This is a genomic window from Ruegeria sp. YTSA064 (assembly GCF_059610325.1).
On the sequence record NZ_JBXWNK010000011.1, the window covers coordinates 170,419 to 195,445 of the forward strand.

The following is a 25,027-nucleotide window of genomic DNA, read 5'->3' on the forward strand; positions in this document are numbered from 1 at the left end:
TCTTGTGGTGGCCTGCACCTCTTGCTATCACGCAACCCTGATTGAGCAAGTTGGGACCTGACCATGCGCGCCGAAACCCAGAATATTGTGGCGGAAATCGAAAAGTCGCTGGAGCTGCTGGCGCAGCGCATGGACTATGAAACCGCACCGCACCGGTTGGAGGAATTCAACGCGCGTGTCGAGGATCCGAACCTGTGGGACAATCCTGAAAACGCGCAAAAACTGATGCGCGAGCGTCAGATGCTGGTCGACGCAATCGAGACCTACGAATCCATCAAAACCGATCTCAGCGACAATATCGAACTGATCGAATTGGGCGAGATGGAAGAGGACGAAGAGGTTGTCACCGACGCTGAGAACGCCATCAAAAGCCTGCAGACCAAAGCCGCCAAGAAAGAGCTTGAGGCGCTGCTGGATGGTGAAGCCGACGGTAATGATACGTTTCTTGAGATCAACTCCGGCGCCGGAGGTACGGAAAGCTGTGACTGGGCTTCGATGCTGGCGCGGATGTACGTGCGTTGGGCCGAGAAAAAGGGTTATACGGTCGAGCTACAATCCGAGACGGCGGGGGAAGAGGCGGGCATCAAATCTGCCGCTTACAAGATCACCGGCCACAACGCCTATGGTTGGTTGAAATCGGAAAGCGGTGTGCACCGGCTGGTGCGCATTTCGCCTTTCGACTCAGCGGCAAAGCGTCATACCTCGTTCAGTTCGGTCTGGGTTTATCCGGTGGTGGACGACAATATCGAGATCGAGGTCAATCCTTCGGACATCCGCATCGATACATACCGGTCCTCGGGCGCGGGTGGTCAGCACGTAAACACCACAGACTCGGCGGTTCGTATCACGCACATCCCGACTGGGATTGTCGTGACGAGTTCCGAGAAATCGCAGCATCAGAACCGCGATATCGCCATGAAGGCACTGAAATCGCGGCTGTATCAGCAAGAGCTGGATCGCCGGAATGCTGACATTAACGCAGCGCATGAGGCCAAGGGCGATGCGGGTTGGGGCAACCAAATCCGGTCCTACGTGCTGCAGCCCTATCAGATGGTTAAAGATCTGCGAACCAACCATGAAACCTCGGATACCAAGGGCGTACTGGACGGCGATCTTGATGAGTTTATGGCAGCGACGCTGGCGCTGAATGTCTCGGGCAAAAGCCGGTCCGAGGCGCAAGGCGAAGGCTAGTTGCGAAAGCACCTGACCTCTGCTGCAAACCTGATCAAAGGCCACTGGCAATTGATCATCGTTGTTGCGTTGGTGTTTGTGTTCTGGAGCACGATGCTAGCGCTTCCATTGAAAATCCTGGTTGTTTTTCTGCATGAGCTTTCGCACGCCCTTGCTATCGTTCTGACCGGAGGATCGGTCGAAAGCTTCTCGGTCTCACCGCAACAGGGTGGTCTGGTGGTCGGCCGAGGCGGCAACCGGTTTATCAGCCTTTCAGCCGGGTATCTGGGCTCATTGATGCTTGGGATGGGGCTGCTGATGATCGCCTTACGCACGAATGCCGATCGGATGGCGCTTGGTCTCTTTGGTGGCGTCATGCTGGTGGTCACTCTGCTGTATATCCGTGACCCGTTTGCCATGGCGTTCTGTGCGGGCAGCGGCGTGGTGATGGTGGCGATCGCCTGGCTCCTGAGCCGTAGTCTGTGCGATCTGATTTTGCGAGTCATTGGATTGACCAGCATGATCTACGTGCCCTTTGATATCTTCGATGACACCATCCGGCGCTCGGGCTTGCGTTCAGACGCGTACATGCTGGCCGACGAGTTCGGTGGAACGACAATGATGTGGGGTGGGCTGTGGCTGATAATCAGCCTAGTCATGATCATCTTTGGCCTGAGGAACATGCTTGGCCGCGATAGCAATGTCCGGATCGACGTCAGGATCAAGTGAGCATAACCTTTGCTCACATCCAAAAAAGATACATCTAAACAGTGGCTTTAAATGGTCCGACCACGTCGTTAGGCTGATCGGGAACAGGCAAAGGGCCAACCCACATGGATCTGAACAGAGCCTCTGCAAAGGACATTCTCGATAGCTTGTCCAACCGTCAGCTTTCAGCAGTTGAGTTGATGCGCGCGACACTGGACCGGATCGCTGAGGTGAATGGCCCGTTGAACGCGATTGTCGCGCTCCGAGAGGAAGGCGCTTTGATGGAAGAGGCGCGGGCGGCGGATGCGGCCCTCACGCGTGGGTCGCTGCACGGGCTACCGATCGCGGTGAAAGACCTGGTGCATGTGGCGGGGATCGCCTCGACCCAGGGTTCGCCATTGTTCAAGGATCATGTCCCACAAACTGACGATCTGTTGGCCGCCCGGTTGCGCGCAGCCGGAGCGATCCTGATCGGTAAGACCAATACGCCGGAATTCGGACTTGGCTCGCACACGTTCAACCCCGTCTATGGCGCAACCCGCAACCCGTACGATACGGCAAAATCTTGTGGCGGCTCGTCGGGTGGCGCGGCTGTGGCGTTGGCGACGGGCATGCTGTCGCTGGCCGACGGGTCCGACATGATGGGCAGCTTGCGCAACCCTGCGGCTTGGAACAACGTCTATGGTTTCAGGCCTACTTGGGGGCGAGTTCCTTCCGAACCAGCTGGCGACAGCTATCTGCACCAGCTTTCAACATTGGGACCGATGGCGCGCAGCCCCGAAGATATCGGGCTTTTGCTCGACGTGATGTCTGGTCCAGACCCAAGAATGCCCCTGAGCACCGAGGTCGTAGCGGTGTCCCCCGTTCAGACCGCCGATCTGACTGGAATGCGTATCGGCTGGCTGGGTGACTGGGGCGGGGCGTTTCCACATGAGCCGGGCATACTTGAGCTTTGCAGAGATGCGTTGCGGGTTTTCGAAGGAAACGGCGCGCGGGTTGAGACGCTTGAACCACCCTTTGATGCGGACCTGATCTGGGACAGCTGGATCACTTTGCGCTCGTGGAGCGTGGCAACTGGGCTTGAGCCTCTGGCTCGGGATAAAGCCGTACTCAAAGATACAGCGCAATGGGAGTTGGAGCGTGGGCTGTCTTTCAGCGCCATGGGTGTGCACCGCGCCAGTGTTATTCGATCAGACTGGCACAGACGCGCGGCAGAGATATTTGCTGATTATGACGCTCTGGTATTGCCAGCTGCGCAGGTCTGGCCATTCGAGATCGAAACACCATACCCAACCAAAATCGAAGAGCAGGGGATGGATACCTACCATCGCTGGATGCAGGTTGTGACGCCAGTCAGCCTGCTGGGTCTACCTTGTTTGGGAGCTCCAGCCGGGTTTGGGGCCAATGGGTTGCCGATGGGGCTGCAACTATTTGGCCCACGTGGATCGGATGCGAAAATCTTGTCGATGGGCGCCGCTTATCACGCAGAAACGCACTGGCCACAGAAACGCCCCGCCATGTAGAAAGAAATGCCTGGGAGGAGCAAACAGGAATGAATAAACCCTTTGGTGTGCCGACGTTGAAACCGGTCGATACTGCGATGCTGAAACAAGCGCTGCGTCGCGCCTGGCAAGATTTTCGCAGCGCGCCGCTATACGGGCTTCTTTTTGCTGGTTTTTACGTCTTGGCCGGGTGGCTCATGGCCTGGGTTACACTAAAGACCGGTACATCATTCTGGCTGGTTCTGGCCGCAATCGGATTTCCTTTGATCGGGCCGTTCGCCGCCGTAGGACTGTACGAGGTGTCGCACCGATTGGAGCAGGGCGAACCGTTGAACCCTGCTGCGATATTCGGCGTCGTCGTTCAGCAAAGCCGCAGGCAACTGCCGTCGATTTGCGCGATCATAGTGGTGATTTTTCTGTTCTGGTTCTTTCTGGGTCACATGATCTTTGCCCTGTTCATGGGTCTGTCCACGATGACCAACATCTCGACTTCGTTTGAAGTCTTTCTGACCCCCAATGGTTTGGGCATGTTAGCCTTGGGCACATTGGTCGGTGCCGTGTTTGCGATCATTTTGTACATGATCACGGTACTATCGATACCAATGTTGCTGGATCGCGAATTAGATTTCGTGACAGCGATGATCTCAAGCTTTGGTTACGTCAAGGCGAACATGAAAGTGATGCTGGGGTGGGGTGGATTCATCGCGATTGTCACATTTCTCGCGATGGTGCCCTGGTTCTTGGGTCTGTTTCTGGTTCTGCCGTTGCTTGGACACGCAAGCTGGCATCTCTATCGTTTGATCTCGGATGGTGGAACATCAGAAACTGCTGAACCTGAGAGTGCCTGAACGCGCAATCTCAGGTCAGAGTGCCCTAGCGCGGGTGCGCTGAGCGTTTTGCTTTGCGCGCCAATCTCAACGCAGCCGACAGGTCATGTCCCAAGTGCCGTAGCTCAACCCGTTGGGTGCTCTGGCCTAGCTCGGATCCTTCTGCCAGCCGATAGACATAGCCCAACAATCGGGTGCCGTTCTCTTCGCTTGTTTCAGTCAGAACCATCATTCGACGATCTTGTGCGCCCTTTCGTGAAATCAACGCGCAAATCTTTCCATCTGCATAAGACACGATACCCCGAACCTCACGCGTGGCGGGTCTCTCGGATACTGAGGAACAGGGGTCATAACCACGTAGCAGGGTGCAATTGAAGATCTCACGCACATGGTACAGTCGGTGATGGGGCTGGCTCGCGGCTGTCTGGTCACGCTCAATGGCTTGGTAAAAGCCGGTCGCAAACGTCGTATCGACGTTAGCCGAGAGGTAACGATCGATGACATTTACCGCCGGATGCGTGGCGTGGGGCTCGATTTCATCCAATGGTTTTAGAAGGATACGCGCATCGACATCAAAAAACTGACAAATCCTGTCCAAGATATCCGGGCGCGGAAAGCTCTCACCGGCCAGATATCGGTTGAACTGCGTTCGATTGATTCCCAGCTGGCGGCATAGCTCAGACACCGATGGGTATCTTTGTGCAAGCTGCCGAAGGTTCGCGCCAAACATTCTACGTAATTTAGCAGGGCTGCGATTGTTGTCGGTCACGTCAATTCCACGGTTCTGCTTGAGATTCGAAATAACAAGAAGACGTCAACACAGTGGCTGCACGTCAGTCAGAAATCGTAAAACGACAAATGGGGGCGCCGGATGAGGCCCCGCTACGCGGGTCAGGCTAACGTTACGTCATGCAAAATCAATAGTGATTCAGTTTATTTGCATGATCTTTTACATGTTATTGTTCGTGAATTGCGCGGAATACAGGCTAGTTTCGGATTATTGTTTAAGCTTATCGCGTTGCCGGGTCCTCGGCTGGGCAAGCACAGCCGAGGATGGCGCCAAAATGTCAGTCACCACGCAGCAGGGCAGCAACACCGGTCCGGGCGATTTCGATTAGCCCTAGAGGGCGCATCAGGTCAGCAAACGCATCGATCTTGTCTGGCGCGCCGGTGATTTCAAAAATGAATGAATTCAGCGTGCTATCGACCACATTGGCGCGGAAAATATCGGCCAGACGCAACGCCTCGACCCGTTTGTCTCCTTCGCCGACAACCTTGATAATCGCCAGTTCGCGCTCGACCGAGGCGCCTTCCACGGTCAGATCATGGACATCGCGAACTGAGACGATGCGCCCGAGCTGCGCCTTTATCTGTTCGATGACCTGCGGGGTGCCGGTGGTGACAATCGTGATCCGGCTCAGGTGGCCTGTATGATCCACCTCGGCGACCGTGAGGCTTTCGATGTTATAGCCGCGGCCCGAGAACAGTCCGATCACCCGCGCCAGAACGCCCGGTTCGTTTTCAACCAGAACAGCAATTGTATGCTGTTCCTGCACGTCCGAGAAAGTTGGGCGTAGGTTGTAAGCAGAATGGCGAGTTGCGCCTTTTTTGATTTGTAGGGCAGACATTTACGTCCCTTTCATCATCTTTCGATGGCCGGGCACCGAAGCGCCCGACAAAATTCGTCGAATTTTGTTAAACCAGTACCGAGCCTTTGCTATCGATTACGCCCTGCGTTTCGGCCTCGCCCAGCAGCATTTCGTTATGGGCTTTGCCTGATGGGATCATCGGGAAGCAGTTTTCGTGCTTTTCGACCACGCAGTCAAAGATCACAGGGCCGTCATAGTCGATCATCTCCATGATCGCGTCGTCCAGATCTGCTGGGTCGGAACACAGGATACCCTTGGCACCAAAGGCCTCGGCGAGTTTGACGAAATCAGGCAGTGCTTCGGACCAGCTGTGCGAATAGCGTTCGCCATGCAGCAGCTCTTGCCACTGGCGCACCATGCCAAGGCGTTCATTGTTCAGGATAAACTGCTTCACCGGCAAGCGGTACTGTGCTGCGGTGCCCATTTCCTGCATGTTCATCAACCACGACGCTTCACCTGCCACGTTGATAACCAGCGCATCGGGATGCGCCATCTGCACACCGATCGAGGCGGGGAAACCATAGCCCATTGTGCCCAAACCACCCGATGTCATCCAGCGGTTTGGATCTTCAAAGCCGAGATACTGAGCCGCCCACATCTGGTGTTGTCCAACCTCAGTCGTGACGTATCGATCGTGGTTCTTTGTCAGCTCTTCAAGCCGTTGCAGCGCGTATTGCGGCTTGATGGTTTTCTCGCTGTTGGTGAAGGCAAGGCAGTTAACTTTGCGCCACTTGTTGATCTGGTCCTGCCACTGTTTGATATTGGCAGCATCTGTTTTGCGACCGCGTGCCTTCCAGACTTTCAGAATATCCTCAAGCACATGGGCAACATCGCCAACGATTGGGATGTCCACCCGGATCACCTTGTTGATTGAGGATGGGTCGATATCCACATGGGCCTTGATCGAGTTCGGCGAGAACGCATCGATACGGCCGGTGATACGGTCGTCAAAGCGCGCGCCGATATTGATCATCAGATCGCAATCATGCATCGCCATGTTGGCCTCGTAGAGCCCATGCATCCCCAGCATACCGATCCAGTTTTCACCCGAGGCCGGATAAGCCCCAAGCCCCATCAGGGTCGAAGTGATCGGGAAGCCGGTTGCGTCCACAAGCTCGCGCAACAGCTGGCTGGCTGCAGGGCCCGAATTGATGACTCCGCCGCCAGTATAGAAGACCGGTTTCTTCGCGGTCTCGATTGCCGCGACCAGTTCGGTGATTTCTTCCAGATCGCCCTTCAATACTGGCTGATAGTGGGAGGTTGACGGTTTTGGCGTCGTGTATTCACCCGAGGCAAACTGAACGTCCTTCGGAATGTCGACCAGCACCGGGCCGGGACGACCCGCGGTTGCCACGTGGAAGGCTTCATGCATTGTTGCCGCCAGCGAGTCCGTATCCTTCACCAACCAGTTGTGCTTGGTGCAGGGGCGGGTGATGCCTACGGTGTCCGCTTCCTGAAAGGCATCAGAGCCAATCATGAAGGTCGGAACCTGACCGGTCAGAACAACGATCGGAATCGAATCCAGCAACGCATCGGTCAGGCCGGTCACCGCATTTGTCGCACCGGGACCGGATGTAACCAAGGCAACGCCGGGCTTGCCGGTTGAGCGGGCATAGCCTTCAGCGGCATGTACCGCACCCTGCTCATGCCGTACCAGAATGTGGCGAATGTCGTTTTGCAGAAAAATCTCATCATAGATCGGTAGGACGGCGCCACCGGGGTATCCGAAAACTGTGTCCACGCCCTGATCCTTGAGGGCCTGAACTACCATCTTTGCGCCGGTCATCTCACGTGTCATCTGCTTTGCTCCGTTCGCGACATGTGTCTTGCGTGTTGCCAAAAAAAAGCCCCCGAGATTTTCGGAGGCGCATGGGTTCGATTATGGTTTACCGTTACCGGCCCATGCGCGTGTTTCCTACGATTACGACTAGCGCTTTCATCGCCAGAGGCTCCTTCTTTGCGTGCAGGGACATTATGTTTGAGGGGAAGGGGCGTCAACAGGCAAATACAAAAATATTGTAAGTCAGTGTTTATATTTTTTGTTACTTTATTGCGCAAAATGACGCAGATCGAGAAACATCCGTGAAATTTGGGTGAAATTTTGAGTGCATGACGTAGCGTGAGGCTGGTCTGATTGCGTCAGGTCCATGTCTGAAACAGACCAGAGCAACCCCCGATGCTGAGGCAGGCTGATGAAAACAGCACTACATCGGGAGGTCAGACATGTTGCACGATCTTGTAGATTTAGGGCGATATCCGATCGATCGGCCTGACTCCTATGGATATAGGCAGTTGATTGCGGACCTGCGTCGGGATCTGGATGTTGATGGATGTGCAGTCCTGCCGTCCTTTGTGCATGAAGAGGGATTGGAAAAACTGATTGCCGAGGCCGACGAGGTCGCTCCCAAGGCGCATCGGTCATTCAATCGCACGAATGCCTATTTCACTCAGGACGACCCGAGCTTTGGTATCGGGCATCCGATCCGACGGTTTTTCGACCGGTCCAATGCCTTTGTGCCAGCGGATAACTTTGCAGCCTCAAGCCCTTTGCGACGTATTTACGAGTATGAAGGTTTCATGCCCTTCATCCGCGAGGCGCTGAACGAGCCAGAGGATCGGTTCTTTAGATATGACGATCCGTTGGCGGACGTGATCATCAATGTGGTCGAGAAGGGAGGCGGCTTTCCGTGGCATTTCGACACCAATAATTACACTGTGACGCTGGCAATTCAGAATGGTGAAGCAGGCGGTGCGTTCGAATATGCAGCCAACCTGCGGACCAGTGAGGACGAAAATTTTAATGGCGTCGCTGCGATTTTGGATGGCAGCAGGAGGGGTGTGCACCAACTGGAACTGCAACCAGGAGACCTGCAGATTTTCAAAGGGCGTTATGCCTTGCACCGGGTTGCTCCGGTCGAGGGCGACCGCAAACGCTATGTCGGAATTTTTTCATTTGTAGAAACCGAAGGGATGTGCGGCGGGGTTGAGCGTACACGGCAACTTTATGGTCGGGTTTTGCCCCAACATTACGCGCGTGCCGGGCTTCGGGATGACGAATTGCTGGATTGAGTTAAGCGAGAGGCTAGACTGGCCACCATATTATCTGCGGAGAAACCATTAATGTCGCAAATACTGCAACTCACACCATTTGTTCTTTGTTCGTCTTTGGACACGCAGATTGAGTTTTATTGCAAGAAGCTGGGATTTACCTGCAATTTCAGGCAGGAGAACTATGCGTTTCTAAGGTTGGATCAAGTTGCCATTCGTTTATTGGAATGCCCGCCGCGATCGGATGGTAAACCATTGGGTGATAACCAATCCTTCTATATTGATGTCGACGGAATTGATGAGCTTTATGAAGAGATGAAAGGGCAGTTGGCCGATTTGCCAGAAGGCCGCGTGCGCCCGCCTTTCGATCAGCCCTATCAGCAGCGCGAATTTCATGTGATCGACGAAGATGGAACGCTGATCTTCTTTGGTCAGGACATTCGCCCCAGGTAACCGGGCATGGCTCCCGCCCGTAATCAACGCGCCATTCGGCGCGCCTTTTCCGGTTGGGCCGGGCAGCGCGTATCGCGCTGCGGTCAGAGCCCGGGGCTGGTGCCCTGCAGAACGCCGTGTTCCAGCGCATAGCGGGTCAAACCGGCAGTCGAAGAGATCCCCAGTTTACGTTTGATATTCTTACGGTGGGTTTCGACCGTGCGGACAGAAATATCCAGAGACTGTGCGACTTCTTTGTTGGATTTGCCCTGCGCGAGTTCCAGCAAGATGGTCTGTTCGCGCCCGGTTAGCGCTTCACGCGTGTCACCTTCTTTCGGTTCCAAAGAACCTCTGGCGCCGGTGCAGAGATAGCGCTCGCCACGCATCACCGCGTCGATAGCTTGCTTGATTTCTTCGGTCGGAACGTCCTTGAGGATATAGCCCTTGGCTCCGTGACTGAGCGCCGTCGAGATATATTCGGGACTGTCGTGCATTGATAGGATCAGAATGCGGGTTTCAGGCAGGCGTTCCAAGATAATCTCAGTGGCGTTGAGCCCGCTGAGACCGGGCATGTTGAGATCCATCAGGATCACGTCTGGTTCGAGCTGGGTCGCCTGATCAACCGCCTCTTGCCCGTTTGAGAGCGTGCCAACCACGTCTATTTCATCAAAGCTTTCCAGTAGTGACTGAATGCCTTCGGCGACCATGGGATGATCGTCGACTATAAGTACACGGGTGGTCGTGTCGGACATCAGAGACCGGCCTTTCGTTTTGGCGTTGGATCTTCCTGCGGTGGGAGCATATGGCTGAGTGGCAGGCTGACTTCAATCACAGTGCCGCTTTGTCCGCCGCGAGAGGAGAGGATACGCAGGCTGCCGTCAAGCTGCTCAATCCGCTCTTGCATGTTGCGCAATCCGATCCCGGCGCTGACTTGACCGGGTTCGCTACGCAATCCGCGGCCATTGTCGGTGATCCGCATCGTGGCGCCTTTCTTATGACCCCGCAGATCTATGGTAACACGGGTCGCGCCTGAGTGGCGCTCGATATTGGTCAGGGCTTCCTGTGCAATCCTATAAAGGGCGATCTTGCTGTCCTGATCCAGCCGGTTACGGAATACGACTGTCGAAAACTCGGTCTCGATCCCGGTGCGTTCGCTGAAGTCGTCTGTTAGTGCTTTTAGGGCAGGCCCAAGACCCAGATCGTCCAGAACGCCGGGGCGCAGATCGCGGCTAATACGGCGGACCTCGGTGATGGCGGTGGCCAGATTATCGATACCTGTTTGCAGCGGAGCTTGCGCGGCTGCGTCGTCTCCGCGGCCCAACCGTCGACGGGCATTGTCCAGCGCATAACGGACGCCGACCAGTATTTGGCTGATGCCATCGTGCAATTCACGGGCGACACGCCCGCGCTCTTCCTCTTGGGTATCAAGCACGCGCTGGGTCAGTTCCTTCAGTTTGGCGTCAGCCAACCTGCGTTCGCGAAAATTCAGCAACATTCCGGATGCAAAGACGATCAGTACGGCTGCAAGAACGATACCCCCGATATAGAGGAATGTGCGCTGCACGCGCGCCTCGACCTCGGCCCGTGCGTTGGCGACTGTGGCGACGATATCGTCGATGAAAACGCCTGTGCCCACCACCCAACGCCAATCCTGAAGGCCGACGACATAGGCGATCATCTGCGCCTCTTCCCCGGTTGAAGGCTTTTGCCACATAAAGCTGTGCCATCCTGCGCCTTGGCGGGCGAGGCTTATGAACTCATCCACAATGGGCGTGCCATCACTATCCGTTAGGCCAACCCAGTTGCGGTTGATAAACTCGGTCTGGCGCGGGCTGACCAGATTGTTGCCGTCATAATCGTAGACGAAGAAGAACCCGTCTTTGCCGTAGATCATCGCCGAAAGGATTTGCGTGACCAGGTTCTTCGCCACCTCGTCATCGGGCGAGGCGCGGCCGTAGATATAGGCAAACCCGTTGCGCGCCTGTGTGACGTAGTTGCGCAGTTCGTCCTTCTTGGCTTCGATCAGGCGGCGTTCAAGCGCTTGGATCTCGCTTTCAGCGGTTGCGCGGGATTCATATGCGACCACCAAGGCGATCGCAGCCACCGCCGCGATCAATGGGATGGCAGCGACCAGCGACAATTTCTGCGCGTAGGTCAGCGAGATGAGATTCCGGAAACCTCTCATGATCGAATCGATACGCAAGCCGCAGCGAAATTGCAAAAAGATTGGTTGATCAGTGACCTCAGGCAACGCGATTTAGCGCTGGGCACGCGAAATCAGCCCGAATTGCGCCCTCAAATCCAAAAAAATCTGACTGGCTACGTAGTAGTAGGTATTCACATTCATGTGTGCGGAACTAGGCTAACGCGCACTGGAAACGATCGACCCGGCATCACCCGGGGAATGAATATGAAGGGGAGGATCACTCATATGGATCGTCGTAAGTTTCTAAAAACATCGGCACTGGGCGGCTCGGCTGCTGCAGCCACCACGCTGGCAGCGCCCGCCTATGCGCAGGGCAAGCGCACGCTGACTATGGTCACCTCGTGGGGCCGTGGCCTTGCAGGCGTGTTCGACAGCGCGCAGCGTTGTGCTGACAGCATCACCACGATGTCGGATGGTAACCTGAACGTTGAAATCAAAGCAGCCGGTGAATTGGTTGGCGCGTTTGAAGTGTTTGATGCGGTGTCGTCTGGTCAGGCCGATATGTACCACGCGGCAGACTACTACTTTGTGGGTCAGCATCCGGGCTATGCCTTCTTCACAGCTGTTCCCTTCGGAATGACAGCGCAGGAAATGGTCAACTGGTACTACCAGGATGGCGGCATGGAGCTGCACGATGAGCTGGGCGAAATCTTCGGCCTGAAATCCTTCCTGGCTGGTAACACTGGCGCGCAGGCAGGTGGCTGGTACTCGAAAGAGATCAACAGCCCCGAAGACTTCAATGGCCTGAAGTTCCGTATGCCGGGTCTTGGCGGCAAAGCGCTGGGTAAACTGGGTGCATCCGTCCAGAACATTCCGGGCTCGGAAGTGTATCAGGCGCTGTCATCCGGCGCGATTGACGGAACCGAGTGGATTGGTCCATGGGCCGATGAAAAGGCTGGTTTCCAGGAAATCACCAAAGTCTACTACACTGCTGGTTTCCATGAGCCGAATGCAGGTCTGTCGCTGGCAACCAACCGCGAGGTGTTTGATAGCCTGACGGCAGCACAACAAAAGATCATCGAAATCGCGGCCGGCGAATGCCATCAGTGGAATCTGTCGCAATTCCTGGCCAACAACGGTGCCGCACTGCAGCGTCTGCAGTCGGGCGGTGTTAAGGTCATGGAATTCCCGGACAGCGTTTGGGATGCGTTTGGCGCAGCCAGCCAGGAAGTTCTGGACGAGAACATGGGCGACGAGCTGTTCAAGAAAATCCACGACAGTGCAGTTGCGTCCTCGACATCGTCGGCGGGTTGGCTGGACTTGTCGTCGGGTGTTTACACCGCTCAGCGCAACCGCGTTCGCGGCTAATAGTCTATATATCGATCAAACGGTTTCCCCGCGTTCGCGGGGGAACCTTTCCCGTTGCACATAAGCGGTTCGGACATGCCGCAATAATCAAACGTGCAACCGATACGACCTGGGGACAACATGCAGGACGAAAACGGTATCTCGTTCTTCGGCGCCCTGTGGAATGGACTGATATGGTTCATTCAGAACATTGCCGAAGCCTTCTATAATTTCGGATACGCCATCACGCATCCGCAGCTCTGGCTGGACTGGTCGAACAAAGAAGCAATCATGCGCTTTGTTTATTATGGCGGGTCTGTCGAGTTCTTCTTCGTGATCTTTGCGCTGTTTCTGGTGCTGACGGCTATTGGCCTCTACTACCGGAACTTCATGTGGGGAATGGTGCGCGGGCTTGAGGGCTTCGCCAACACCACTGGTCGGTTCTTTGCATGGGCAGGTCTTCTGATGGTGATTCAGCAGATCGTTATCGTATTCATGCAGCGGGTGTTCACGCGGCCAGATATGTCCTTTGGTCTGGGTATCCCTTTTCAGATGGATATCAGTTGGTTTGCCGAAGAACTTAAACTTTATAACGCCATGGTTGTCTGCCTTTGCTGCACCTACACGTTTGTGCAGGGCGGTCATGTACGCGTTGACCTGATCTATGCCGGGATCAGCCACAAGGCCAAGCGCGTCGTTGATATGTGCGGAGCGGTCCTGTTCATGATGCCCATGGCCGTGCTGACTTGGATGTATGGCTGGTATTTCATGTGGCGGCACCTGATTGTGCCAAAACCCTCGGCCAGCGACACGCTGGACAGGCTTGTGGCCAAGTCCCGCGCGCTACGCTGGAACGTGGAAACCATCGGGTTCAGCCCCAATGGGTTCAATGCCTACTTCCTGTTCAAAATCCTGCTGGTGGCCTTTGCCGCCATGGTGTTCCTGCACGCGATTGCGTTCCTGTATCGTTCGTATCTGGAATACGTGGAAGGGCCGGAAAGTGAAGGAAAATACCTCGACAAGGACAGCCTTGGCGAAGGTGAAGAAGCCTACGAAGGCGCGCATTAGGGACGGAGAACCAGACAATGCTATTCGGACTTGATGGCGTCGAGATAGGCCTCATTATCGTATTCTTCTGCCTCTTCGGAGGCATCCTTTCGGGCTTTCCCGTGGCCTTTGCCATCGGAGGGGCCGGGGTGATTTCGTTCGGGATCATCGCCGCATTGGACAGCGCGGGGCTGTTGATCCACCAAGCGATCGACACCGGTTCGCAAGCCTACCGCGACGTGGTGAATTCGGGCGTCAAACCTGACGTGATTTCCGTGTTCCGATACCCGGATTTGCCAAGGATCGCCGAGCCAGTCTTTGTACAAGGCTGGGAAACTGCGCTGGACCGCAACGTCTCCTTCATCGTGAACCGTATGAACGAGCGTGTACTGGCAGGGCAGTCCATTGAGACCCTGCTAGCGGTGCTGATGTTTGTTCTGATGGGCATCACGCTGGAGCGGTCGAAGATCGCAAACGACCTGCTGACCACGATGGCGCGCGTCTTCGGGCCCTTGCCCGGTGGCCTTGCGGTCTCGATTGTGGTCGTGGGTGCATTCCTTGCGGCTTCGACTGGTATCGTGGGCGCGACTGTGGTCACCATGGGCCTGCTGGCCCTGCCGACCATGTTGCGCAACAACTATTCGCCGGAACTGGCGACGGGCGTGATCGCGGCCTCGGGTACGTTGGGGCAGATCATTCCACCGTCCATCGTGATCGTTCTGCTGGGGACGCTGGCTGGTGACCTCTATTCGACCGCGCAGGAAACGCGAGCGGTCGAGGCCGGGTGTACCGACGCGCTGACCTATCTGGGCGAGCCTGCAGTCGTTTCGGTGGGCACATTGTTCCAGGCTGCGCTGCTGCCAGGGATCATGCTGGCGCTGCTATATGCGCTCTATGCCTTTGGTTATGCACTGCTGAACCCGGAAAAGGCCCCTGCGGTTGAGCTGTCGGGCGGTTCGGGTGAAACCATCACGCGCTCGGAAGGTCTGACTTGGCTGCTGGGTGCTCCGGTTGCTCTGATCGTTGGCGCTGTGCTGCTGGGCAGTGCGGGCGTGATCGGAAGCCAGAATGTCTCAGTCTCGGCATTCTCGGATATCGGGCAGGGCGCATCACTGCGCACAAACGTCTCGGAAGAGTGTCAGGCTTCGATGATCGAACTGCATGGTCAATCCGCCTGGGATCAGGCGGTGGCCGAGCAGGAAGCGATCGATGAGGCAGGAGGTGCAGCTGAATCCCAACGTCTGAGCGAAGAGGAACTTGCGGCTGCACAAGAGGCCAAGATCGCTGCCGCTGCACCGATAGGAAACGGTGTCGCCGTTATTGTGGTTCTGCTGGGGCTCACGTTGGTACTGGGACGCGGGATTGCTCCATCGCGGTCGCCGCAGCCTCTGATCGTTGGGGCTATCGGCTTGTTGCTGATGCTGCTGGTCGATGTGCTGCTGATTGCGCCGACAACGTCGTCCGGGGCGACGTTCCTGTTGCTGGCGATACCCTTCGCGTTTGTCATGTATGGCTGTAAAGAGGCGGCCGCACGATGCGCCACTAATGATCTGATCAGGGTGGTGTTCCCGCCGCTGGTCCTGATCATCGCGGTGCTGGGATCGATCCTTGGCGGTGTCACCAACCCCACGCCCGCAGCGGCACTGGGGGCAGGTGGGGCTATCATGCTGGCGGCCTATCGCAAGCTGCAGGATCAGGGTAGGTCGGGCAAGGTGATAATATGGTCGACCTTTGCAGTGATCATTGCGCTGCTGATGGGCGTGAACTTTGATCTGCGTATCAATCAGGGCGGTGTCACGGTCGAAAGCTGGATTGCCTTCATCATTGCCTATTCCGCTTATCTTTACGCGCTGTTCGGGCTGTTGTTCGCATGTTGGGTGCTGTTCTCGAGCGGGGTTCTGACACCTGTAGTGCGCGAGACGGCTAAGGTGACCTCGATGGTCTTTACCATCCTGATCGGATCGCAACTGCTGAACCTGGTGGTGATCTCGTTCGGAGGCGAGCACTATATCCAGCAATTCCTCAAGAGCTTCGACAACGAATTCACGGTCTTCCTGATCGTGATGCTTGTGTTGTTCTTCCTGGGCTTTGTGCTGGATTTCCTCGAGATCATCTACATCGTGATCCCGATCGTTGGGCCGGTGATCTACGGCGGGTCATTCGATCCGAAATGGGTGACGATCATGGTTGCGGTGAACCTTCAGACCTCGTTCCTGACGCCACCTTTCGGGTTTGCGCTGTTCTATCTACGCGGAGTTGCTCCCAAAGAGGTCACAACCGGCCACATCTATCGTGGCATCATACCGTTTGTGATCATTCAGGTGGTGGGTATCGCGATCTTGTGGTTCTTCCCCTCGATCGTCACCATTGTGCCCGATCTGATACCAAGCTGATTGGGGCGATTTATGTTCAAGGGAAAGGGGGCTTCGATGCCCCCTTTTTTATGCAAATGTGAAGGGGATCAGGTGAACTGGATCAGGTCCCAGCGATTGCCGAAGGGGTCACGCCAGACCGCTACGGTACCGTAGGGTTCGTAGCGAGGCGGTTCTTCAAAATGAACGCCGTTGACGCGCATGTTTTCGTAGTCCCGATTGAAATCATCTGTTTCAAGGAAGAAGCCGACACGGCCTCCTGTCTGGTTCCCGATGCACGAGCGCTGGATCTCATTCACAGCCCTGGCAAGCAACAGCGTACCCCCGGATGATCCCGGAGGCGCTACGCGCACCCAGCGTTTACCACCGCCTAGATCAATATCCTGGAGCAGCGAGAAGCTCAGCATATTGGTGTAGAACGCAATCGCATCATCGTAGTCCGGCACTACAAGAGTGACCGCGTGAAGGCTCTGCCTCATTGCAGGTTAGCCTTTCGTCGGATGTCTGTCAGGTAGTTGGATGTTGGCCACCTGCTCGGCAATGGGGGCCGATGACAGAGGATGATGCGCTGTCTGGGCGTATTGTTCCGGGTCTTCAATCTGCTTCCATTCGCCTCGAATATAGGCCTGAAGCCCCGAAAATTTGGCTTTATAGTCCATCTTCGGACTGCCTGGGACCCAATACCCCAGATAGGTGTAGGGCAATCCGGCCTCGCGCGCGATCTCAATATGGTCGAGGATCATATACGTACCCAGCGAGTGTTGCTGAAACAGTGGATCGTAGAACGAGTAGACCATGCTCAACCCGTCATCCAGCACATCGGTCAGGCTGACTGCGATCAATTCGTCTGTATCGGGATCGGCATATTCCACTACACGGCTGCGGATCGGAGTTTCCTCGATCATCGCAGCAAATTCAAACACATCCATATCGGCCATACCGCCATCAGCATGGCGAGCATCGAGATAGCGCCGGAATAGGTCGAATTGCTCATCTGTGGCCCACGGCGATGTGGCACGCCGAGTCAGGTAGGAATTGCGCCGATAGGCTCGTTTCTGGCTTTTGCTGGGGCGAAAGTTTGAAACATCGATGCGCGCTGACAGGCAGGCGGCGCAATCGGTGCAGGACGGTCGATAAAGCACATTCTGCGAACGGCGAAATCCTTGTTGCGACAAGCAATTATTCAGCTGGTCCGCGCCTTCTCCCTGAAGGGCGGTGAACAGTTTGCGTTCCATTCTACCCTCAAGATAAGGGCAGGGTTGGGGTGCCGTCACATAGAATTGTGGCGCGATTGGCAGCGTGTGTCGCATGAAGGTCCCGCATTTCCTCGGGACCGATGATAGCAACGGTTTTTGGTGCCGCCAAGTGTTTCACTCAGGTGTTTAGTCAGGCGCGTTGATTGATCATCACGGTACCGAGGAAGGCATCGGTAAGGCCCTGACACCGGGCGCTGGTCATCATCATGATAACCGAGATGATCTGCAGTACCGGAAACGCCATGCTAACGAAATAGCCTGCCGTGTGTGCGATGGCTTTGCCTGTATCCATCCGGGCACCAAACGCATCACGCAACTCGATCCCCATGAAGCGCATCCCCAACGTGGCCGAGCCATTCGCGATAGTGACAACGCGGTAGACGAAGCTAACCACGGCATAGATCAGGGCCAGGATGAAAAAACCCATGCCAAAGGTCAGCAGAATTGCAACTGTACACAGCAGTGAGATGAAGGCGATGTCGAACAGCCAGGCAAAGAAGCGTTTGGTCGCCACGGATTGATAAAATTCGGGTTGGCTGTCGGGATCAGGCAGGTGAGTCATAGAGTACGGTCCGGAAGTTTGTCAGAAACACCCTGTCCCGACAGGCGGGACAGGGCAAGTTCAGATCAGACGGGTTTATTTTCATCGTCTGCGTCGTCGCGATTGTCGCGGGCGCGTTCGTCCATGAACTCGTCGAATTCGGCCTTATCCTTGGCTTCGCGCAGGCGGTGCAGGAAGGCCTCAAAGTCCTTCTGTTCACGTTCGAGCCGCGCCAGCGTGTCAGCCTTATACGCGTCAAATGCGCTGTTGCCCGAAGGTTTCATGGCGCTCATGTGACTGTTCCAGGAAGAACGGCGGCTGCAGGATTTGCTGAACATGCGTTTGCTCCAGATCATATAGGCAAGGAAGGCAAGGCCGATCGGCCAGAAGAAGATAAAGCCAAGGACCATTGCGGCGATCCAGGCGCCTTTGCCTTTGCTGTCAAGCCAGGCTTCGCTTCGGTGCAGCCACCCCGGGTTTTGGGGAACGGCGTGGTCGGACAATGCGGTCATTTTGCTCTCTCCAGTTAGGATGTAAATACTTTTCACATTTCCTAGATGGGAGGGGCCGATCGGCAATGCAAGGGGTGTATGTGAAAAAGATTTACATTTAATGGATCATCGCTCTTGATTGGTTGACGCGGTCGCGGATCGGGCGCAATTTCAGCTCATGCAAGATATTGAAAATAAACCCGCCCCATCACTTGATCAGATTCTATCGTTGGAGAAACAAGTGTGGACTGCGCTTGTTGAAGGGAACGCCGAGGCGGACCGTGCCTTGCTGAGCTCAGATTTTCTGGGCGTCTACCCATCCGGGTTTGCAAATCGAGATGATCACGTGGGCCAGTTCGCGGATGCGCCGACGATGGCACAGTATGAACTCAGCGACACCAGACTGCGTGTTTTGTCGGCGGACATAGTTTTGCTCTCGTACCGCGCAGATTATCGGCGACCCGACAGAGAAGAGTGGGAAGCGATGCTGATCTCGTCACTTTGGGAGAGGCGGCATGACGTTTGGGTCAACAGCTTCAGCCAGGACACCCCTTTGGATAAAGCATGAGTGACGCTCTCGCCATAAACCGTCTACCGCGTGCATTTCATGCCGAACTAGGGCAGGAAACACGTGCTGCACTGCCCGATCTGACGGCCGAACAGGGTGAGTTGATCGCAGGAACTGCTGGCTCCAGCCCTTATCTTAAGGGATTGATCGACCAAGAACGGGACTGGCTGCCGCAAGCGCTGCAGCAACCAGACCAGGCATTGGCGGATGTGATGGAGGCGGCTCGGAAGCTGCCATTGGATCAATTGAAACCCGGTCTACGGCAGGCAAAACGACGCATGGCTTTGTTGACGGCCATCGCAGATCTGGCGGGTGCGTGGCCGTTGGAAAAGGTGACTGCTGCACTGACCGATTTCGGAGCGCTGGCCGCCGATGTAGCAGCGAAGGCCGAGATTGCCGCACTGATCCGGCGTGGAAAGCTGCCGGGCATGACTGAAGACGATGTCGAAACCGCTGCCGGTATGGTCATTCTGGCGATGGGCAAGATGGGTGCGCACGAGCTGAACTATAGCTCGGATATCGACCTGATCGTGATGTTCGATGAAACACGTTTCGACCCTGATGATTTTTACGAGGCCCGGCAGGGAATGGTGCGCGCCACACGAAACTTCTGTGCGACGCTCAGCGACAAAACGGCGGATGGTTATGTATTCCGAACTGATCTGCGCCTGCGCCCTGACCCGGCAGTCACGCCAGTGTGTCTGGCGATGGAAGCGGCTGAGCGGTACTACGAAAGCCTTGGACGCACGTGGGAGCGCGCGGCCTATATCAAGGCACGACCTTGTGCCGGAGATATCACGGCGGGGCAGAGATTTTTGGATGCGTTGCGCCCGTTCGTCTGGCGCCGGCACTTGGATTTTGCTGCGATTCAAGACGCTCATGACATGCGTCTGCGCATCCGCGAGAATAAGGGGACTGGTGGCAGCCTCTCGATTCCAGGTCATGATATGAAGCTGGGGCAGGGTGGTATTCGCGAGATTGAGTTCTTTACTCAGACCCGCCAACTGATCGCAGGAGGCCGCGACCCTGACCTGCGGGTGCGGGGAACCGTGCCTGGTTTGGCGGCGCTGGCGTCGAAAGGCTGGGTGCCCGAGGATGTCACCGAAAAACTGACGGATCATTACCGCGCCCATCGCGAGGTCGAGCATCGAATCCAGATGGTACATGATGCGCAAACCCACAAGGTTCCAAACTCAGAAGACGGGATCGAACGGGTTGCCTGCCTGATGGGCATCAGTAGTGACGAACTGACCGCCGAGCTGACCCGCCGCCTGACCGAAGTGCACGAATTGACTGAAGGGTTCTTTGCCCCCGGACCGGGCGCGCAGCCCGCGCCGTTACAAGAGGTCGAATTCGACAAGGGTGTTCTGGCCCGCTGGCCCACCTATCCGGCGCTTCGGTCTCAGCGGGGGGCTCGGATATTCGAGCGGCTAAGGCCCGAGCTTTTATCGCGACTGGCAAAGACCGCGAAACCCGAAGAAGCGTTGCTTGCGTTGGACGGGTTTCTTTCTGGACTGCCAGCCGGGGTGCAGCTGTTTTCACTGTTTGAGGCGAATCCGCAACTGATCGATCTGCTGGTCGATATCGTCGGTACATCTCACGCTCTTGCCACCCATCTTTCGCGCAATGCCTCTGTTTTTGACGCGGTGATAGGCGGAAGTTTCTTCAGCGATTGGCCGGGGCTGACTACGTTGCGGGCCGAGCTTACACAGGCCCTGACAGAAGAAGACGACTATGAAACGCAGCTGGATTTTGCGCGTCGCTGGTGCAAGGAATGGCACTTTCGCATAGGCGTGCATCATCTGCGCGGATTGATCAACGGGGCGCAGGCCGGGCGGCAATATGCTGAACTTGCGCAGGCCGTCATCGCGGCGGTGCTGCCTTGCGTTGTCGAGCAGTTTGCCAAGAAACACGGCCCTGCGCCGGGGCGTGGTGCCGCGGTTCTGGGCATGGGATCGCTTGGGGCAGGGCGCATCAACTCGCAATCCGATCTGGACATGATTGTCATCTACGACCCACAGGATCAGGACATGTCTGATGGCCCCCGCCCGCTGGCCACGCGGACATATTACGCTCGGTATACCCAAGCCCTGATCACAGCGCTCAGCGCGCCGATGTCGCAGGGGCGTCTTTATGAGGTCGACATGCGCCTTCGACCTTCGGGCAATCAGGGGCCAGTAGCCACCAGTTGGGGCAGCTTCACCAACTACCAGCAGAATGAAGCCTGGGTGTGGGAACACCTGGCGCTGACCCGAGCCCATGTTGTTGCGGGCGATGCTGAGCTGGCGGAGGATATCGAGACCTTTCGCGCTGAATTCCTGTCGCAACCACGCGATAGGGACATGGTTCTGAAAGAGGTTGCCGAAATGCGCGCCCGGCTTGCTGCCGCCAAAGCACCCGCCGGAGTGTGGGACGCCAAGAACGGGCCGGGCCGCATGATGGATATTGAACTGTTGGCTGAAACCGGAGCTTTGATGGCGGGGCTTCCTCAGCGCGATGTAGCCTCGGGTCTTGACGGCGCGGTCGCAGCCGCGTTGTTGGATGTCGCGCAGGCACAAACCCTCAAGGACTGTTACGACTTATGCTGGTCGGTGCAATGCGCAGCGCGGCTGCTGTCGGGGAAAGTGATTGAGGCCGATAAGATTGGCGAGGGAGGCACAGCCTTCCTGTGCCGGGCCACCGGGTTCGATCAGGTCGAGCAGCTGCAATCTGCCTTGAAGGACAGTTACAGTAGGGCCGCCCAGTTGATCAGCGGCGTGGTTGGGGAGATTGAAGATGGCACGCAATGATGATCCGAATGATCATAAAGGTCTGATCCGCGAAGCTTATCGGATTGAAGGCATCACCTTGCCTGAATGCCGCAGCATCTTTCTGGACTGGGCGCTGAGCCTGCCTGTAGACCGCGATCAGCAACAGGCAGTGAGCTCTCTGCATTCGATTTACTCGGCTCAGGCAGAAGACCATCCTATGACGCAGGTACTGGCCGAAGGGCTGGAAGCTGCCCAAGCACCCAAGCGGCGTGGCGGCTGGCGCAATCGCAACCGCTAACAGGGCTTTTACCGCTGCGTATTCGCGACTATGAGGGCGCCATGACAAATTCTTCCGAACGCCCCCGTATCCGTTTGAAACCCAAGGCCAACGCGCGTGGCCTTCGCCATGGGTTTCCATGGGTCTATGCTAATGACATCGTGACCGACCGCCGGACTCGAAAAATCGAAGCCGGAGCATTGGCTGTGCTCGAAGATGATAAACGCGCGCCCATCGCTCTGGTCGCAGTAAACCCGGCCTCGAAGATCATGTGCCGGGTGCTGGATCGCGATATCGGGACACAGCTGACCGCAGATTGGTTCGAAACGCGACTTCGCCATGCGCTTGAGATGCGCGAAAACTTGTTTGATGCCCCATACTACCGTCTGATCCATGCTGAGGCGGATGGGTTTCCGGGTGTCATCATCGACCGCTTCGGAGATGCCTGCGTGATCCAGCCAAACGCCGCATGGGCCGAGGCGCATCTCGATGCGCTGACGGATGCGCTGGTCAAAGTTACCGGGGTGTCCACTGTGTTGAAAAATGCCTCGGGCCGCACGCGCGGTTTGGAAGGGCTGGACGATCTCAGCCTGACCCTTCGCGGCACTGCGCCCGAGGCACCGCTGCCGGTGCCCATGAACGGTGCATCCTATATGGCCGACCTGACGGGGGGGCAGAAAACCGGCCTGTTTTATGACCAGCGCCCCAATCATGCGTTTGCCGCCAAGCTGGTTCACCCCGGCGCGCGTGTACTGGATGTTTTTAGTCATGTCGGTGGGTTCGGCTTGGCCATGCTGGCGGGCGGCGCGGCACACGCCGTGTCGGTTGATGGATCGGCGGCGGCTCTGGAATTGGCGGCAAAGGGCGCTGAGGTATCAGGGTTTGCCGACCGTTTTAAGACCCGTCAAGGGGATGCCTTCGATGTTCTGACCAAGCTGGGGGAAGAGGGTGCAGAATTCGACGTTGTAATCTGCGATCCTCCAGCCTTTGCACCCTCGAAACAGGCGCTGGACGCAGGCTTGCGCGCGTATGAGCGCATCGCACGTCTGGCAGCACCGCTTGTCAAGCCCGGCGGTTACCTTGGCCTCTGCTCCTGTTCTCATGCCGCTGATTTGGGACGCTTCCGTGATGCGTCTTCGCGCGGGATCGGACGCGCAGGGAGACGAGCCAAACTGATCCATACCGGATTTGCGGGCCCTGACCACCCGCAACTGCCGCAACTAGCCGAAAGCGGTTACCTCAAAGCTTTATTCTACCGGCTGTGAAAGCGGTTCTGGATACCTGCGTTATCTATCCAACGGTGATGCGAGAAATGTTGCTGGGCGCCGCCAAGCTTGGCCATTTTACACCTGTCTGGTCCGCGCGCATCTTGGAAGAATGGGCCCGCGCGGCGCGCAAACTCGGCCCGGAGGGCGAGGTACAGGCACGTGCCGAAATCGCACTGGTTCAGGCAAATTGGCCAGATGCCGAGCATCCTGCCGCACCCGGAGCAGAGCAACGTCTGTGGTTGCCGGATGCGGCAGATATCCACGTTCTGGCAACTGCAGTCACAAGCTCGTCGGATGCCATTGTCACCGTCAACGCCAAGGACTTTCCAAAAAACATCCTTGCCGAAGAAGGGCTTGATCGGCGCGACCCCGATGGGTTACTGCACGGTTTCTGGCTTTCGGATCCAGAAGGCATGTCGCAAATCGCTACCAGCGTTCTGTCAGTCGCCAACCGCCTATCGGGCGATAAATGGACATTACGCGCACTGATGAAGAAAGCACGGCTGCCAAGACTAGGCAAAGCGCTCGCCAACTAACGCGGGATCTTCTTCATCTGGCCTAAAATACTCCGGGGCGTGCGCGGGGTTGGCCCCTCGCTCTCAAACTAACCACCAACGCCCCACTTTTGTTCCAACACCTCCAACGCTGCAATCCGCTCATCCGTCTTCGGGTGGCTCATTAGCCAGGCTGGTGCTACGCCTGCACGCTGTTGTGTCAGATCTTCAAGCTTGTGGAACAATGACTTCTGCGGCCCAATCCCAATTCCGGCTTTTGTCAAAAGCGCCGCGGCATACTCATCTGCCTCATACTCGTCGCCACGCGACAATCGCGAGGCCAACAGATGTGTCAGCATATTCGCGATCCACGCACCGATGAACGGAATAAAGCGGTTCAACAGCATCATCAACGCCGCCCGCAGCGCATTCTGGCCGGAAAAATCGATCATGCGCCGCCGGGCGTGTCCCAGTGCTACATGCCCAAGCTCGTGCGCGATGACGCTCGCCATTTCTTCTGCCGAAACTTCGCCATTGTGAAACTTTCGATAGAATCCACGCGTAATGAAAATGCGTCCATCAGGTGCTGCCAGACCGTTCACCGGATCGATTTCGTAGATGTAGACCGGCACACGATCGATTTCCAAAGTTGCCGCCAATCGGTCGGTCATACGTTTGAGAGCGGGATCAGCCAACTCAGTCGATTTTGCATCAAGCTCGCGATGCGTGCGCCAAACAGAAATCCGATACATGACGACGGCATAGGCGATGGCCAGCAAGATGGGTGTTAATCGGAGCATATGTTAGATATGGGCGGCCCGCCCTGTAGAGGCAAGTCGCTATTCCAGATACAGGCCCGATTGGAGGGTGTTGCGTAGACGATTGCTACCGGCTTGGCGTTGGCAACTGAAGGTTCGAGTGGAACTCGGAGAGCGACTGCTTAGTCAAAACCGAGCCCTTTGAAGCTTCGAAAAACGCATGTTCGGCCTCTTTCTCTGCAACCAAGGTGTCAATTCTCAGGTCCCTCACATCCGCGCGCAGATCGTCGCGCGCCTCTTCATAGGCCTCAGCATCGCGCAGTTCATCCTCAAGCGCATTGAGATCGTCTTCGTAATTCGGGTCTGCAGGATCAAG

25 protein-coding genes are annotated in these 25,027 nt (G+C 56.4%); 14 read left to right on the top strand and 11 right to left on the bottom strand.

Features of this window, described 5'->3' with window-relative positions; genetic code table 11:
* Positions 1-63 precede the first annotated feature (63 nt).
* From prfB to AC2FI7_RS17340, 4 genes are all read left to right on the top strand, one after another.
* On the top strand, positions 64-1,191 hold the full coding sequence (gene prfB / locus AC2FI7_RS17325) for a peptide chain release factor 2 (RefSeq protein ID WP_010442151.1): 1,128 nt from the start codon (positions 64-66) through the stop codon (positions 1,189-1,191).
* Positions 1,192-1,899 (top strand): M50 family metallopeptidase, encoded by a 708-nt coding sequence (locus tag AC2FI7_RS17330; protein WP_496816329.1) that lies wholly within the window; start codon positions 1,192-1,194, stop codon positions 1,897-1,899.
* Between the two features lie 104 nt (positions 1,900-2,003).
* Entirely contained in the window at positions 2,004-3,401 is a 1,398-nt protein-coding gene (locus tag AC2FI7_RS17335) for an amidase (RefSeq protein ID WP_010442153.1), read from the top strand.
* Positions 3,402-3,430: 29 nt separating this feature from the next.
* Positions 3,431-4,228 carry a DUF2189 domain-containing protein gene (locus AC2FI7_RS17340; RefSeq protein WP_010442154.1) on the top strand — a complete coding sequence of 266 codons (798 nt, stop codon included), beginning with the start codon at positions 3,431-3,433 and terminating at the stop codon, positions 4,226-4,228.
* Between the two features lie 25 nt (positions 4,229-4,253).
* Here AC2FI7_RS17340 and AC2FI7_RS17345 read toward each other — a convergent pair whose 3' ends face one another.
* The 3 genes from AC2FI7_RS17345 to AC2FI7_RS17355 all read right to left on the bottom strand — a co-directional run bounded on the left by AC2FI7_RS17345 (position 4,254) and on the right by AC2FI7_RS17355 (position 7,654).
* Complete coding sequence (locus AC2FI7_RS17345) at positions 4,254-4,892, bottom strand: helix-turn-helix domain-containing protein (protein WP_158005273.1); 639 nt, start codon at positions 4,890-4,892, stop codon at positions 4,254-4,256.
* A 382-nt stretch (positions 4,893-5,274) separates the two neighbouring features.
* Positions 5,275-5,835: an acetolactate synthase small subunit gene (gene ilvN, locus AC2FI7_RS17350; RefSeq protein WP_010442156.1), complete on the bottom strand. Its 561-nt coding sequence runs from the start codon at positions 5,833-5,835 to the stop codon at positions 5,275-5,277.
* Between the two features lie 67 nt (positions 5,836-5,902).
* On the bottom strand, positions 5,903-7,654 hold the full coding sequence (locus AC2FI7_RS17355) for an acetolactate synthase 3 large subunit (RefSeq protein WP_029622025.1): 1,752 nt from the start codon (positions 7,652-7,654) through the stop codon (positions 5,903-5,905).
* A gap of 425 nt (positions 7,655-8,079) precedes the next feature.
* Between AC2FI7_RS17355 and AC2FI7_RS17360 the strand changes: the two genes are divergently transcribed.
* Entirely contained in the window at positions 8,080-8,925 is an 846-nt protein-coding gene (locus AC2FI7_RS17360; protein ID WP_496816332.1) for a HalD/BesD family halogenase, read from the top strand.
* A gap of 51 nt (positions 8,926-8,976) precedes the next feature.
* Entirely contained in the window at positions 8,977-9,357 is a 381-nt protein-coding gene (locus AC2FI7_RS17365) for a bleomycin resistance protein (RefSeq protein WP_010442160.1), read from the top strand.
* Between the two features lie 83 nt (positions 9,358-9,440).
* Here AC2FI7_RS17365 and AC2FI7_RS17370 read toward each other — a convergent pair whose 3' ends face one another.
* Both AC2FI7_RS17370 and AC2FI7_RS17375 read right to left on the bottom strand, forming a co-directional pair.
* Complete coding sequence (locus AC2FI7_RS17370) at positions 9,441-10,088, bottom strand: response regulator transcription factor (protein WP_010442161.1); 648 nt, start codon at positions 10,086-10,088, stop codon at positions 9,441-9,443.
* Entirely contained in the window at positions 10,088-11,521 is a 1,434-nt protein-coding gene (locus AC2FI7_RS17375) for a cache domain-containing protein (RefSeq protein WP_029622026.1), read from the bottom strand. The genes AC2FI7_RS17370 and AC2FI7_RS17375 overlap by 1 nt, the downstream gene beginning before the upstream one ends.
* A gap of 246 nt (positions 11,522-11,767) precedes the next feature.
* On the opposite strand from AC2FI7_RS17375, the gene AC2FI7_RS17380 reads away from it, so the two are divergent.
* The 3 genes from AC2FI7_RS17380 to AC2FI7_RS17390 all read left to right on the top strand — a co-directional run bounded on the left by AC2FI7_RS17380 (position 11,768) and on the right by AC2FI7_RS17390 (position 16,269).
* Positions 11,768-12,850: a TRAP transporter substrate-binding protein gene (locus tag AC2FI7_RS17380; protein ID WP_010442163.1), complete on the top strand. Its 1,083-nt coding sequence runs from the start codon at positions 11,768-11,770 to the stop codon at positions 12,848-12,850.
* 120 nt (positions 12,851-12,970) lie between these two features.
* Entirely contained in the window at positions 12,971-13,897 is a 927-nt protein-coding gene (locus AC2FI7_RS17385) for a TRAP transporter small permease subunit (protein WP_010442164.1), read from the top strand.
* A gap of 17 nt (positions 13,898-13,914) precedes the next feature.
* Positions 13,915-16,269 carry a TRAP transporter large permease subunit gene (locus AC2FI7_RS17390; protein ID WP_010442165.1) on the top strand — a complete coding sequence of 785 codons (2,355 nt, stop codon included), beginning with the start codon at positions 13,915-13,917 and terminating at the stop codon, positions 16,267-16,269.
* A gap of 68 nt (positions 16,270-16,337) precedes the next feature.
* On the opposite strand, the gene AC2FI7_RS17395 is transcribed toward AC2FI7_RS17390, so the two are convergent.
* The 4 genes from AC2FI7_RS17395 to AC2FI7_RS17410 form a co-directional block, all read right to left on the bottom strand.
* A complete protein-coding gene (locus tag AC2FI7_RS17395; protein ID WP_010442166.1) occupies positions 16,338-16,727 on the bottom strand; it encodes a VOC family protein in 390 nt (129 codons plus the stop codon).
* A 6-nt stretch (positions 16,728-16,733) separates the two neighbouring features.
* Entirely contained in the window at positions 16,734-17,558 is an 825-nt protein-coding gene (locus AC2FI7_RS17400; RefSeq protein WP_496816336.1) for an arginyltransferase, read from the bottom strand.
* A gap of 76 nt (positions 17,559-17,634) precedes the next feature.
* Positions 17,635-18,066 carry an RDD family protein gene (locus tag AC2FI7_RS17405; protein WP_010442168.1) on the bottom strand — a complete coding sequence of 144 codons (432 nt, stop codon included), beginning with the start codon at positions 18,064-18,066 and terminating at the stop codon, positions 17,635-17,637.
* Positions 18,067-18,131: 65 nt separating this feature from the next.
* Complete coding sequence (locus tag AC2FI7_RS17410; RefSeq protein ID WP_010442169.1) at positions 18,132-18,557, bottom strand: DUF2852 domain-containing protein; 426 nt, start codon at positions 18,555-18,557, stop codon at positions 18,132-18,134.
* A 157-nt stretch (positions 18,558-18,714) separates the two neighbouring features.
* Between AC2FI7_RS17410 and AC2FI7_RS17415 the strand changes: the two genes are divergently transcribed.
* Genes AC2FI7_RS17415 through AC2FI7_RS17435 form a run of 5 tightly spaced genes read left to right on the top strand, consistent with a single transcriptional unit; the run spans position 18,715 to position 23,935 of the window.
* The gene (locus tag AC2FI7_RS17415; RefSeq protein WP_259462629.1) at positions 18,715-19,104 is read left to right on the top strand and encodes a nuclear transport factor 2 family protein; all 390 of its coding nucleotides are present in this window, start codon (positions 18,715-18,717) and stop codon (positions 19,102-19,104) included.
* Positions 19,101-21,893 (top strand): [protein-PII] uridylyltransferase family protein, encoded by a 2,793-nt coding sequence (locus tag AC2FI7_RS17420; RefSeq protein WP_496816339.1) that lies wholly within the window; start codon positions 19,101-19,103, stop codon positions 21,891-21,893. Before AC2FI7_RS17415 ends, AC2FI7_RS17420 begins: the two co-directional genes overlap by 4 nt.
* Positions 21,880-22,152, top strand: a complete 273-nt coding sequence (locus AC2FI7_RS17425) for a hypothetical protein (protein ID WP_496816341.1) — start codon at positions 21,880-21,882, stop codon at positions 22,150-22,152. Before AC2FI7_RS17420 ends, AC2FI7_RS17425 begins: the two co-directional genes overlap by 14 nt.
* Before the next feature lie 41 nt (positions 22,153-22,193).
* Entirely contained in the window at positions 22,194-23,396 is a 1,203-nt protein-coding gene (locus AC2FI7_RS17430) for an RSP_2647 family RNA methyltransferase (RefSeq protein ID WP_496816343.1), read from the top strand.
* Positions 23,393-23,935 carry an RSP_2648 family PIN domain-containing protein gene (locus AC2FI7_RS17435; protein WP_496816345.1) on the top strand — a complete coding sequence of 181 codons (543 nt, stop codon included), beginning with the start codon at positions 23,393-23,395 and terminating at the stop codon, positions 23,933-23,935. Before AC2FI7_RS17430 ends, AC2FI7_RS17435 begins: the two co-directional genes overlap by 4 nt.
* Before the next feature lie 68 nt (positions 23,936-24,003).
* Here the strand turns inward: AC2FI7_RS17435 and AC2FI7_RS17440 are convergent, their stop codons facing one another.
* Positions 24,004-24,693 carry a M48 family metallopeptidase gene (locus AC2FI7_RS17440; protein WP_496816347.1) on the bottom strand — a complete coding sequence of 230 codons (690 nt, stop codon included), beginning with the start codon at positions 24,691-24,693 and terminating at the stop codon, positions 24,004-24,006.
* A gap of 85 nt (positions 24,694-24,778) precedes the next feature.
* On the bottom strand, positions 24,779-25,027 hold a 249-nt coding region (locus AC2FI7_RS17445), incomplete at its 5' end, for a hypothetical protein (protein WP_496816349.1).